General features: G+C 66.4%; 12 protein-coding genes. 7 read left to right on the forward strand and 5 right to left on the reverse strand.

What is annotated here, in order from left to right; translation table 11 throughout:
• Positions 1-133: 133 nt before the first annotated feature.
• Complete coding sequence (locus tag QE449_RS05915) at positions 134-868, reverse strand: FadR/GntR family transcriptional regulator (protein ID WP_027504876.1); 735 nt, start codon at positions 866-868, stop codon at positions 134-136.
• A 370-nt stretch (positions 869-1238) separates the two neighbouring features.
• Between QE449_RS05915 and QE449_RS05920 the strand changes: the two genes are divergently transcribed.
• The 7 genes from QE449_RS05920 (at position 1239) to QE449_RS05950 (ending at position 10047) form a co-directional block, all read left to right on the forward strand.
• Positions 1239-3320: a hydantoinase/oxoprolinase family protein gene (locus QE449_RS05920; protein ID WP_307108442.1), complete on the forward strand. Its 2082-nt coding sequence runs from the start codon at positions 1239-1241 to the stop codon at positions 3318-3320.
• Positions 3317-5134, forward strand: coding sequence for a hydantoinase B/oxoprolinase family protein (locus QE449_RS05925; RefSeq protein ID WP_082042838.1), 1818 nt, complete (start codon positions 3317-3319; stop codon positions 5132-5134). The genes QE449_RS05920 and QE449_RS05925 overlap by 4 nt, the downstream gene beginning before the upstream one ends.
• A complete protein-coding gene (locus QE449_RS05930) occupies positions 5080-6390 on the forward strand; it encodes an amidase (protein ID WP_307108443.1) in 1311 nt (436 codons plus the stop codon). The genes QE449_RS05925 and QE449_RS05930 overlap by 55 nt, the downstream gene beginning before the upstream one ends.
• Positions 6391-6566: 176 nt before the next feature.
• A complete protein-coding gene (locus QE449_RS05935; protein ID WP_027504879.1) occupies positions 6567-7583 on the forward strand; it encodes an ABC transporter substrate-binding protein in 1017 nt (338 codons plus the stop codon).
• A 27-nt stretch (positions 7584-7610) separates the two neighbouring features.
• Positions 7611-8420 (forward strand): ABC transporter ATP-binding protein, encoded by an 810-nt coding sequence (locus QE449_RS05940; RefSeq protein ID WP_307108444.1) that lies wholly within the window; start codon positions 7611-7613, stop codon positions 8418-8420.
• Positions 8417-9229, forward strand: coding sequence for an ABC transporter permease (locus QE449_RS05945; protein WP_027504881.1), 813 nt, complete (start codon positions 8417-8419; stop codon positions 9227-9229). The genes QE449_RS05940 and QE449_RS05945 overlap by 4 nt, the downstream gene beginning before the upstream one ends.
• Before the next feature lie 11 nt (positions 9230-9240).
• Positions 9241-10047, forward strand: coding sequence for an ABC transporter permease (locus QE449_RS05950; protein ID WP_307108445.1), 807 nt, complete (start codon positions 9241-9243; stop codon positions 10045-10047).
• Between the two features lie 16 nt (positions 10048-10063).
• Here the strand turns inward: QE449_RS05950 and QE449_RS05955 are convergent, their stop codons facing one another.
• The 4 genes from QE449_RS05955 to QE449_RS05970 all read right to left on the reverse strand — a co-directional run bounded on the left by QE449_RS05955 (position 10064) and on the right by QE449_RS05970 (position 12570).
• A complete protein-coding gene (locus QE449_RS05955) occupies positions 10064-10447 on the reverse strand; it encodes a DUF1801 domain-containing protein (RefSeq protein WP_307108446.1) in 384 nt (127 codons plus the stop codon).
• A gap of 73 nt (positions 10448-10520) precedes the next feature.
• Positions 10521-10985 carry a hypothetical protein gene (locus QE449_RS05960; protein ID WP_027504884.1) on the reverse strand — a complete coding sequence of 155 codons (465 nt, stop codon included), beginning with the start codon at positions 10983-10985 and terminating at the stop codon, positions 10521-10523.
• A gap of 195 nt (positions 10986-11180) precedes the next feature.
• The gene (locus tag QE449_RS05965) at positions 11181-11606 is read right to left on the reverse strand and encodes a DUF4262 domain-containing protein (RefSeq protein WP_056695792.1); all 426 of its coding nucleotides are present in this window, start codon (positions 11604-11606) and stop codon (positions 11181-11183) included.
• Between the two features lie 202 nt (positions 11607-11808).
• Positions 11809-12570: an HpcH/HpaI aldolase/citrate lyase family protein gene (locus tag QE449_RS05970; protein ID WP_307108447.1), complete on the reverse strand. Its 762-nt coding sequence runs from the start codon at positions 12568-12570 to the stop codon at positions 11809-11811.
• Positions 12571-12576: the final 6 nt, after the last annotated feature.

The following is a 12576-nucleotide window of genomic DNA, read 5'->3' on the forward strand; positions in this document are numbered from 1 at the left end:
GTCTCCCTGTGTCGGTCGGCGATGCCTGCACCTGAACCATAAACATCAGATGATTAGACCGTCAAGGGGGAGTTCTGACCGGATCTGCGAGATCTGATGCGGTCAATTCTCACGAAAGAGCAGATGTTTGGTGCTACTGAGTGCGCAGCTTGTCCATCTGTCGGTAGGAGCCGCCCAGATGGTCGAGGTGGCGACGCATCATGTCCATCGCGGACATCGAGTCGCCCGCGGCGACGACGTCGAGAATCGCCCGATGGTCGTGGTCGACGCACTGCCAGAAGCCCTCCGGCGCGTGATCACGACCGAAACGCTTCGACAGCACCCGGAACACCGGTGCCGTGATGAGTTCGAGCAGGGGATTCTGCGCAGCGCGCAGCAGGACGAGGTGGAACTCCTGGTTCTTGACGAAGGTCTCCGGCCCCTGGGCGTCGGTGGGATCGAAGATCGAGGCGCGCAGTTGATCGAGGTGGTCCTCGGTGCGGCGGAAGGCGGCCATGCCCGCCGCAGGCACCTCCATGAGGTTGCGTACCTCCATCAGCTGGTCGACAGTGACGGCATCGGCCGTGGTCATGAGCGCGACACCGGTTTCGAGGTGCTCGCTGATGTGGCCGACGCTGGGCACCGCCACGAAGCTGCCGCCCGTGACGCCGCGAGTGGTGAGGATCAAATTCTGGCTAGCCAACGACCGTAGGGCTTCGCGGATGGTGCTCCGGCCGACGCCGAACTCCGCCGTCAGTTCCGTGTCGCTGGGGAGGCGCTCACCCGGCTGCAGTTCGCCCGACAGGATGCGGTCGCGCAGTCGTGTCGCGAGTGCGGCGTAGGCCGGCGTGCTCTTGGCGCTCGGATCGGCGGTCGAGGATTCGGGCACTGAGGCGGGCCTCTCGGTCGGTCGTCCGGCTCGTGACGACGGGCGATCACGTGGGGCGACGGTGGCGGAACAGCACGAGCGTAGCGCGAGCGACTGCGGCGAGCAGCGGCATCCGAAGATCGGGCACCATGGCAATACATCGGCTGTTTAGGGTGTCGGATGCCGTCGAGTGGGACTGAAGGGCACCTGACGAGGCGTCACCTGCCCAAAACATCAGAGGTATTGCATTCGGGCACAGGGTGGCGCACTATGACTCGGGTCACCTTCGCAGGGTGCATAGAGACCCCGCACGGACTCCCGGACTGCAGCGACGCGTCCCGGTCGTCCCACTCCTGCTCCCCACGTGAGAGCCGACAGAATTGGATGGCACATGAAACGAATCGGAGTCGACGTCGGTGGAACCTTCACCGACCTCGTGTTGTGGGACGACGACGGCACCGTGGTGGTGCACAAGACGCCGTCGACCAACCACGATCCCTCGATCGGCACGATGGACGGCATCGCTGTCCTGGCCAAGCGGGCCGGAATCGACCCGGCCGAGATCGACATGTTCTTCCACGGCACGACGGTGGCCACCAACATCGTCCTCGAGCACAACGGGTGCGACGTCGGAATGATCACGACGGAGGGGTTCCGCGACCTCCTGCACATCGCGCGCAAGAAGCGACCCCTGAACTACTCCAACTACCAGGATCTGCCGTGGCAGAAGTGGCAACTGGTACCGCGGCGGAACCGGCGCGTCGTTCCGGAGCGTATCGACGCCTCCGGCGCCGTCCTGACACCCCTGGACGAAGATGCTGTGCGGGAACAGGTTCGGCTCCTGCGCGAGCGAGGTGTCGACGCCATCGCCGTCGCTTTTCTGCACTCCTACCGCAACCCGACCCACGAGCAGCGGGTCAAGGCGATCATCGCCGAGGAGTTCCCCGGCGTCTTCGTGTCGCTGTCCAGTGAGGTCGCTCCGCAGTACCGCGAGTACGAGCGCTTCTCCACCGCCGCGCTCAATGCGTTCATCGGGCCGAAGACGTCGCAGTACATCGAGAACCTCGCACAGAAGGCGAGCGCGGCACAAGTCGGCGAGGACGTGCACCTCATGACCTCCGCCGGCGGACTGGTCACCTCCCGGAGCGCCAGTGAGATTCCCGTGTCACTGCTGACCAGCGGTGTGGTCGCCGGTCTCCTCGGCGGCTGCGCCATCGGCAAGGCGTCGGGCTTCCCCAGCGTCATCACCCTCGACGTCGGCGGCACCTCGGCGGACGTGGGAGTGGCGCCCGACGGCGCACTGCGGATGAAGCACCTCCTGGACACCCGCATCGGCGACTACCACGCGATGGTGCCGATGGCGGAGGTCGACACCATCGGCGCCGGCGGTGGCTCCATCGCGGTGGTCGACGACGGCGGCATGTTCCGCGTCGGACCGCGCAGCGCCGGTGCCGTTCCCGGACCTGCGTGCTACGGCCACGGCGGTACCGAGCCGACCTCGACCGACGCGATGGTCATGATGGGGTGGCTGCGCGAGAACAGTTTCCTGTCCGGCACCATGCGGGTTCAGCCGGAACTCGCCCGCACCGCCATCCAGTCCCACATCGCCGACAAGCTGGACGCGCCTCTCGACGAGGCGGCGATGGGCATCTTCAAGATCCTCGCGCACTCCATGACGGAAGCCATCAGCCTGCACTCGGTGCGCAAGGGGTACGACCCCCGCGACTTCTCCCTCATCGCGGAAGGTGGAGCAGGGCCGCTGTTCGCGTGGCAGATCGCCGATCAGCTCGGTATCCCGCGCGTCATCGTGCCCGGCCACCCCGGCATCACGTCCGCGGTCGGTCTGCTCACCACCGACATCCGCTACGAGGAGCCCACCACGGTGTGGACCTCGTCGGCCGACCCGGACATCGAGCTGCTGCGTCAGCAGGTCGAGCGGCTGTCCGAGCAGGCAGTGGCCCAGTTGCGGGCGGACGGGGTTGCACCGGAGAACATCTCGCTCGAGCGCAGCGTCGACTGCCGCTACGTGGGGCAAGGGTACGAGCTCCGCGTGCAGGCACCCGACGGCGAGATCGACGACGTCTGGGTTAAGACGACGGCCGAGGCCTTCCACGAGGCGCACGGGCGCACGTACTCCCAGCGCTTCGACGACAAACCCGTGCAGCTGATCAACGTCCGTGTCACGGGCGTCGGTGCGGTGCCTCACGTGCGCATCGCCGACATCGAGAAGGGCACCGCCGACGCTTCCGCCGCGATCAAGACCACGGCCCGCGCGCTCTTCTGGAAGGACGACACCGCGAAGCCCGAATGGGTCGAGACCCCGGTGTACGAGCGATCGCTCCTGCTGGCGGGCAACCGGTTCGACGGACCCGCCATCGTCGAGCAGTTCGACTCGACCACCATCGTCGGAATGAATCAGCACGCCACCGTCGACGCCGTCGGCCACATCATCATCGAGAGGAACCTCGCATGAGCAAGACGCTGATGCCCACCACCGGAGTCTCGTTGGCGGGTGACTCCACGCGCACGTGGAACGACGTTGAGGTCGATCCGATCACGCTGCGGGTGATCGGCGGTGCTCTGCAGTCGATGGCCAAGGAGATGGCCCAGGTGCTCTACCGGATGGCGTACTCCAGCCTCATCCGCGAGTCGGAGGACCTCGGCGCCGGCATCTTCGACATCAACGGGCGTGAGCTGTGCGAGTCGGATTCCACACCGATGCACTGCGGTTCGATCCCCGCCTACATCCGGGGTGTCAACCGCAGGCTCGCGGGAACGTACGAGCCGGGTGACGTGATCCTGCACAACCATCCGTACCACGGCGCCGCACACTCGCCGGACTACGGCGTCATCATCCCGATCTTCTGGCAGGGCGAACACATCGGCTTCGCGGGCTGCACCGGCCACGTCTCCGACGTGGGGGGCAACTTCCCCGGACTGTGCATGGACGTCGTCGACGTGTGGGCCGAGGGCAAGCTCATGGACTCGATGAAGATCTACCAGGCGGGCGTCCGCAACGACTACCTCATCCAGCACATTCTCGACAACGTCCGCACCCCCGAGCAGAACCGTGGCGACCTCGAGGCCCTCATTGCGTGCTCGCGGATCGGCGAGAAGCGCTTCACGGAGCTGCTCGAGAAGTACGGTCTCGACACCGTCATGAGTGCGGGCGAACGGTGGATGGACTACTCCGAGTCCATGCTGCGTGCCAAGATTCGTGAGATCCCCGACGGCAGCTATGAGGCACCCATCGGGTACCTGGACGACGACGGCAAGAACCGCGACGAGCCGCTGAAGGTGGCCGTGCGGGTGCAGGTCGAGGGGGAGGACATCCTGATCGACCTCACCGGCTCCAACAGTCAGGTCCCCACCGCGTTCAACGTCCCCTTCGAGGGGTCGGTCCTCCCGGTCGCGGTCTCGGCCATCCGGACCATCCTGTTGGACGAGGACCTCACCGAGGACTTCGTTCCGCAGAACGACGGCTGCTTCCGACCCGTCAAGGCGTACGCACCCGAGGGCACCATCTTCAACCCGGACTTCCCGGCGTCGTGCTTCGCGCGGTTCTCTCAGGTGAACCGTGTGTTCGACTCGATCAATCTCGCTCTCGCACCGGTCCTTCCGGACCATGCGATCGCAGGGTCGTCCGCGGCGCTGTGTGCCATCGCGTACTCCGGCATCGCGCCCGACGGCGAGTCGTACTGGGTGTACATCGAGATCAACGAGGGGTCGTACGGCGGCCGCAACGGCAAGGACGGCATGGACGCCGTCGACGCGCTGATGGCCAACACCCGCAACAACCCCATCGAGGAGCTCGAGCTCAACCATGCCATGCGGGCGCTGCGCTACGAGCTGCGCGACGAGGCACCGGCTCCCGGCAAGTGGCGTGGCGGTATCGGGAGTGTGCGCAAGTGGTTGATGGAGACCGACACGTTCCTGGGCTCCGAGGCGGACAACCGATCGGATCCGCCGGCGGGAGCTCTCGGTGGGCACCAGGGCGTCTCGGGTGCGTTCACTCGTAACGCCGGGACCGACCGCGAGGAGGTGCTCTACTCCAAGGTGACCCAGGAGACCATTCGTGCCGGGGAGACCCTGGAGATCAAGCTCCCGTCCGGTGGCGGCTTCGGCGATCCCTTCGAGCGCGACCCGTTCCAGGTGCTGAGCGACGTCTGGGACGAGTACCTCACCGAGGAGGACGCGCGACGCGATTACGGTGTGGTCGTGAACACCGCATCGTGGACCGTCGACGAGGACGCGACGGCGGAGCTGCGAGCGCGGAGCGCAGCCTGACCGAGAGTGGGGGACAGGCCGGTGAGACACCGGACCTGTCCCCGCTCGCTCTCGACCGTCGGTTGGGGAGCGTCATCCGGTGGATCGATGCACCCCCGGCCGGCGAGGGGCCTCTCGCGGGTAAGACCGTCGGGGTCAAGGACAACATCGACGTCGCCGGCATCGAGACCACCTGTGCCTCGGCCTACTTCACCGACCACCGGGCGGACCACGACGCTGACGTGGTGACACGCCTGCGTGCGGCCGGCGCTCGGGTGACCGCGAAACTGAACATGGCCGAGTTCGCCGTCGGCGTGACGTCGCAGAACTCGGCCGCGGGGCCGTCCCGCAACCCGTGGGACCTCGGCCGGGTTCCGGGTGGCTCCAGCGGAGGCTCCGGTATCGCCGTCGCGGCGGGAATCGTGGACGCTGCGCTGGGTACCGACACCGGCGGTTCGGTCCGACTGCCCGCCGCTGCGTGCGGTGTCACCGGCCTGCGTCCGAGTAGAGGGTCGATCAGCACGGCCGGTGTTCACCCCGTCAGCGAGGAGTTCGACACGGTGGGCCCGATGGCGCGCACGGTCGGGGAGGTGGCCGCCCTGTTCGACGCACTGTCCTCCCGCTCGACCGAGAACGTCACGGGCACAGTCCGTGTCGGAGTGCCGGACGTGTTCATCTCCTCCGACCTGGACGAGGGTGTGGCCCGTACCGTCCGAAACGCCGTGAGCCTGTTCGCCGAGCTGGACGTGACGATCGTTCCCGTGTCGCTGCCCTTCGCGGCCGACGCCCAGGACATCGTCTACACGATCGTCTACAGCGATCTCGCGCGTCACCATCGAGCGAGGCTGCGTACGCAACCGTCCCTGTTCCAGGCGGCAACCAGAGAACGAATCATGCTGGGACTCGGCATCACCGACGAGGATCGCGCCGCGGCGCACGAGGCGGGCGAACGGTTCCGAGCCCTGCTGCGTCCGGTCCTCGAGGACGTCGACCTGGTGCTGACCCCGACGATGCCCGTGGACGTGCCGCCCCTCGCCGGCGGAGACGACGTGGTCGCCCTGTCTCGACGGATGGGTCAGTTCACCTATCCGTGGTCGTTGCACGACGGACCGACTCTCGCGCTGCCGGTGGGGTTCCACCCACTGTCGGGGATGCCGGTCGGTGCCCAGCTCACCGCTGCGCGAGGTCGAGAGGGTGTGCTCTTCGAGGCAGGGATGCGGTATCAGGGCACGACGGACTGGCACGAGCGACGCCCTGGCCCGCCATACATCAGATGATTGAGCGGTAATTGTCGGAATCGCGGTGATAAATCACCACGAACGCTGTCAATCATCGTATGTATCCCGTAAAGTCGGTGTTGCGTGGATTTCCAACCGCACTGCAGCCGAACGGATCAGGCGTCGGAGACGCCTCTCGTGGTCCGTCACCACATCGACCAGCCAGCGAGGAACAGATGTACAGACGCAGAGTCGCGCCGCTCCTGGCGGTACTCGGACTGACCGTCGGACTGACCGCCTGCAGTTCGGGACCGGGCCGCGACGCAGACCCCGCGAACCCCGTCACCATCGACGTGACGGTGTCGGCTGCCGCCGAGATCTACAGCATCCCGTGGCTCGTTGCACAGAAGCAGGGACTGTTCGAGAAGTACGGCGTCATCGTCGAGAACATCGTTCCGGGCAAAGGCGGCAGCGCGACCATGCGCACCCTCCTCGACGGCAACATCCCCATCGGTGAGGTCAGCTACCCCTCCATCGTGCAGGCCGACGCCGGTGGGTCCGAGCTGCGTATCGTGGGTGGCGGTACCCAGGGTCCGTATCCGATGAATTTCTATGCGCTGGCGTCGAACTCGGCGGTCGACTCGATCGACGACGTCCGCCGGTGGGCGTACACGCGACCGAACTCCGCGTCGGACGCGCTCACCCGATTATTGCCCTCCCTCGCCGGCGCAGATCCTGCGCGGATCGAGCGCGTGTCGTCGGGTGGAATCGGGGAGGGGTTGGCCCTGCTCGAAGCGGGTTCCGTCGACATCGCCCTGATTCCGTCCATCGTCGCCGAACAGCGGCCGGAGGACTTCAAGCTCATCGTCAGCAGCCCCGACTATATGAAGAGATTCCTGCAGTCGACCATCACCACGACCAAGGACTACGCCGCGAGCAACCCCGGCGTCGTCCGCGCCATCAACCACGGGTACACCGACGCGGTCGCCTCGATCAAGGCAGACCCCGTCGCAGCCGCCCGAATCTATGCGGACTACACAGGATTCGACGTCGAGTCGGCCACCGCCGTCGTCGAACGTGCCTCGTCCGTGGACACCTGGGGCGGCGGATTCGACGCGGCATCCGTCGAGGCCGCCCAGTCGGGTGTGGACGCGTCGGGCAGCGACCGTGTGCCCGATTTCTGCACCCTGTTCGATCCCGAGTTCCTCGCCCCCGACGTCGACGCCGACGTTCCCGGCAACTGCCCCGCCTGACCTGCTCCTCGAGAAGAAGGTATCGACGTGACCCACGCTGCGACCAGACCCCGACCCGAGACGTCGTCGGCCATAGCCATCGCCTCCTCGGTCTCCCGACACTTCGGTGACGTGACCGCCCTGCACGAGATCGACCTGACCATCGGGCGCGGTGAGTTCGTGTCGATCGTCGGTCCGAGTGGATGCGGGAAGTCGACACTTCTCGAGATCTTCGCAGGCCTGCAGGATCATGACAGCGGTACGGTGACCATCGACGACCAGCCGATGAGTGGACCGCGCACCAAGACGGCAGTGATCTTCCAGGAGTCCGCGACGTTGCCGTGGCGCACCATTCGCGACAACGTCGCCTTCGCACTCGAAGTGCGGGGAGTCGGCAAGAAGGAGCGCCGCGAGCGCGCGGACCAGTTGCTGGCGACCGTCGGGCTCGCGCGATTCGGCGACCACTACCCGACGCAGCTGTCGGGCGGTATGCGACAGCGCGTCGCCATCGCACGGTGCCTGTCGATGGAGCCCGATCTCGTTCTCGCCGACGAGCCCTTCGGCGCTCTCGACGAGCAGACCCGGCTCGTGATGTCCTACGAGTTGTTGAAGATCGTCGAGAAGCTCACCTGCGGAGTCCTGTTCATCACGCACAGCATCCAGGAGGCCGTGCTGCTCTCCGACCGCGTGCTCGTGATGAGCGCCCGCCCGGGCCGATTCATCGACGAGGTACCGATCGATCTGCCGCGGCCCCGGTCTGAGGACGTGCTGGCCAGTCCCGATGCCGTCGCGTTGCACGAGCGCATCTGGTCGACGCTGCGGGACGAGGCCAAGAAGACGATGAGCATCGAGCCGTGAGCACCACCGAACGCAGCTCCGTCGTTCCCGGTTATCTGCGGCCGGCACCCGCCACGTCACTGGGGTTACCGGCGTGGGGGTGGACGGTGGTCATCCTGGTCGCTGCATTGGTGGCCGTCGACATCGCGGCACGATTCTTCGCGTCCCCCCTCGACATCGTTCCGGTGTCCGACATGTTCTTCACCGCCCTCCGACTGTTGACCGACACGGACTTCCTCGTCGACGCTCTCGGGCGGACGCTCGGCATCATCGTGGTCGCGTTCGTGCTCAGTTCCGTGTCCGGGGTGGCCGCGGCCTACGTCCTGTGGCGATTCGAGCTGTGGGACAGAGCGTTCCAGCCGTACCTGAACGTGTACTACGCGGTGCCCACCTTCGCGCTCTACCCGATCATGGTGGTGCTGTTCGGTGCCGGCGTCGCACCCATCGCCATCCTGTCGACCATCTTCGCGTTCGGTGTGGTGGCCCTCAACGCGCGCACTGGCTTCAACGCCGTGTCGCCCATCGTCACCAAACTGGGCACCACGCTGATGCTCAGCCGCTGGCAGTACTTTCGGTCGATTCTCTTACCGTACGCGTTGCCCAACATCGTGACAGGCCTCAAGCTGGGGCTCTCCTACGCGATCATCTCGGTGCTCGCCAGCGAGTTCATCCTGTCCACACAGGGTCTCGGGCATTTCATCTCCATCGCGTACGACAGCTTCGACATCGCCGACATGTACGCAGGCATCCTCGTGGTCGCGGCCATCGCCCTGATCGCGACGTTCGGCATCTCCGCCGCCCTCAACCGATTCGATTGGAGGCGTCGCTGATGAGTCGCTCCGTGGCCACTCTGCCCCCGACCATCGCCGCGCCGGCCGTAGCGCCCCGGCGTCGAGGTGTGCACACCGCACGTCGTGTGGTGCCGCCGCTCGTGGTGGCAGTGCTCGCCGTGGTGATCTGGTGGGTGTCGGCTGTCGTCGCCGACAGTCTGATTTTCCCGACGCCGCTCGAGGCGATGCGATCCTTGGTCGCCGATCTCGGGAATCCGGACTTCCGTGCCAACGTGCTCGATTCGCTCCGCATCCTGGTGCTCGCCTTCCTGGGCAGCACGATCGTCGGGTCGCTCCTGGGCCTCGCGCTCGGGCTCACCCCGTTCTGGGCCCGCACGGTGGTCCCGATCTTCTATGCGATCAACAGCATCCCGAAGATCGTGCTCTACCCGATCTTCCTGTCGTTCCTGGGTATCGGGGAGCTGAGCCGCGCGGGCTTCGCGTTCTACGCGGCCTTCATTCCCATGTTCCTGGTCGCCGTGGAGAGCACGGCGTCCGTGCAGCGGATCCACCTGAAGATGGCCGCGTCCCTGCAGGTGAGTTGGCCACGGCTGGTGCGGCAGATCGTCGTTCCGTCGGTGCTGCCCTCGCTCGCGACGGGTATGCGCATGACGTTCGGTCTGGCGTTCCTGGGTCTACTTCTCGCTGAGATGTTCTCGGCATCGAGCGGCATCGGGTACGAACTGTTGCGCAACGTCAGCCTGATCCGCATGGAGAACATCATGGGAACCGTGGTGCTGATCCTGGTGATGGCGCTGCCGCCCACCATGGCGTTGCAGTGGTTAGAGAACCGGGTGACGTCCAAGTACGGGGGCTGAGTGTAGGGCTGCGGGGCTATCTCTTGCGCGACTCGGCCTTCGTGTTCCGATTCCGCTCGATCGCCGCACGGACCAGTCCGGCTAATGCCTCCGCGTCGACGACGTCACCTTCGAAGAGTTCGTACGAGCGCCGCTGCTTCCCGCCGAGCTCACCGTTGAAGATGCCCTTCGGGTCGTCCAGCGACGCCCCGTACTGGAAGCCGAGCTTCACTTTCGCTTTGAAGATGTCGCCGACGATGAGCGGCCCGTCGAGATCCCGGGCGGGGGAGCCCATGTACTTCCAGCCCTCGATGATGCCGTCGTCCACCGACAGAATTACCCGTCGTGCTTCCGCCAGGGCGTCACCGCGCCAGTCGGGGTGTCGGGCGATCAGGCCGTCGATCTCGGCACTCGGTTCCATGGCTGCTCCTCCGTCCACTGCGCGATCACAGTAGTACGGCGGCTCCGATCCGAAGTGACTCGCTGCGTTCAGGTCAGCTCAACGTCATGTACGGCGTCCACACCGTGAACGAGTGACCCATCGAGGAACAGTTCAGCGATCCCTTGAAGCCGATGTAGCAGGTGGCCCCGCCGTAGCTGAGCGAGCCACCGAGGGGAGTGCTCCCGGCACGCCCACGCGGGCCGCCGATCCCGAAGGTCGGGTGAGCCGGGAACCACGGCACGTCGATCGCCACGTCGTAGACCACGGGGGCGAAGGGGATCTGGGTGAGGTACTCGCCGCCCGGAAGATCGCAACCCACGACCCCCGCCGGGGTGATGGAACAGTTGGCGGCGCCGGTGGAGAAGTACGCGACATCGCCCTGCAGGAAGGCCGCCGGATCGACGGGCACCGGTGCGGGGTAGTCGACCGCGGACGCGGTGCCGGCACCGACGACGGACATCGTCGCGGCAGTGATGCCGACGAACGCGGCTCCGGCGAGCTTCGTGAGCGAGCGCATGAGGATCCTCTCGGGTGGTCTGGTGTCCTCAGTGTGTCTGCATCTCCGGGCGACTCGTTACTCGGCCGAATGGTTTGTGACCATTTCGTTGTTCTTCCGCGCTGGGCGTGGTGTCCCTTTCCTCCGATGTCGGACGCGGGAACCCGCTCGACAGGGCGGACAGTGGAACACCACGCCCGGGTCAGGCCCGAACCGTCATACCCACCCCACGCCCATCAGTGGCTGGTGGTGGGCACAGATGGAGTACTCGGGCTCCCACGGGAAGTGGCCGTCGACGTCCGGCCACACCAGTTGCAGCGCAGTGAAGTCCGAGTACAGCGCACCGGTGACCACCATGTCCGCGGTATTGACGGCCTGAATGACCACGATGTCCGGTTCGTCGCCGGTCGCACTGCGGATCGTGATCCCGGACGACAGTGCGAGACCGGCGACCATCTGCGACGCCATGTCGTGGAGCAGGCTCCCCGACAGATGGAACGGCAGTCCGTAGACGATCAGTTCGGGCAACGACCTGCTGGTGAGGCCCGTCGTGTACGCGACGTCGGGTACCTCGTGATCCGACCCGGCCACGGCGGTCACCGCCCACCCGTGGCGCGCGATCTTCCTCTTGATGTCCGGCACTGAGACGCACCCTCTGCACATAGTTTCCCCCCGGAAGTCGATGCGGAGGAGGAAGGTAACGCGGCGGTACGACAGGCGGTGCAGCTCTGGTCGTGGTGTTCCACGTGCGTGTCCTGCGCGCGGGATCCCGCTCGCACGGCTCACGAGTGGAACACCAGGCCCACTCGCGCTCCTCTCGGCGCGGATCGCTCGACCGGAACCCCTACCCCCGCGCAGCCTTCAGGTGCCCCTCGGACACAGCTTTGAGGTGGGTGAGGTCCGAGGCCACGGTCGCGAAGGTGTAGCCCTGCGCCAGGCGCTTCGCCGCGACCTCGCCGGAGGGGGTGTGGATGCCGGCCGCGATCCCTGCCGCGGCGGCTGCTTCCTGCACACGCACGAGTGCCGCGTCGAACACGTCGTCCACGGAGCTGTCCGAGGGGGAGGCGCCACCGACGGCGATGCGCAGGTCCGACGGCCCGACGTACACGCCGTCGAGTCCGGGCACGGCGCAGATGGCCTCGACGTTCTCGAGGCCGTCGGGGGTCTCGATCATCGCGAGCACGACGACACTGTCGTTCGCGTCGGCGGGAAGCGGTCCGACGCGCAGCTGTGAGCGCATCGGACCGTATGAGCGCACGCCGGCAGGGGGATAGCGCACGTAGGAGACGGCGCGGGCGGCGTCCTCGGCGGTGTCGATCAGCGGCACGATGACGCCGCGCGCACCGGCGTCGAGTGCTTTGCCGATGTAGGTCTGGTCGTTGGACTCGACCCGCACGAGTCCGGCCGGGCCCTGAGCCGCGTCGATGGCGGTGAGGCCGCGCAGCATCCCGTCGTAACCGATGAGGCCGTGCTGCAGATCGAGGCAGATGTAGTCCCACCCGACGTGGGCGAGCCACTCGGTGGAGACGGGGGAGTCGATGACGGACCAGTAGCCCAGTGCCCGTTCACGGGAACGGATGCGACGGGCGAAATCGGCGGCAGACATGAAAGG

This window comes from Rhodococcus sp. SORGH_AS_0303 (assembly GCF_030819335.1).
Taxonomy (GTDB): domain Bacteria; phylum Actinomycetota; class Actinomycetes; order Mycobacteriales; family Mycobacteriaceae; genus Rhodococcoides.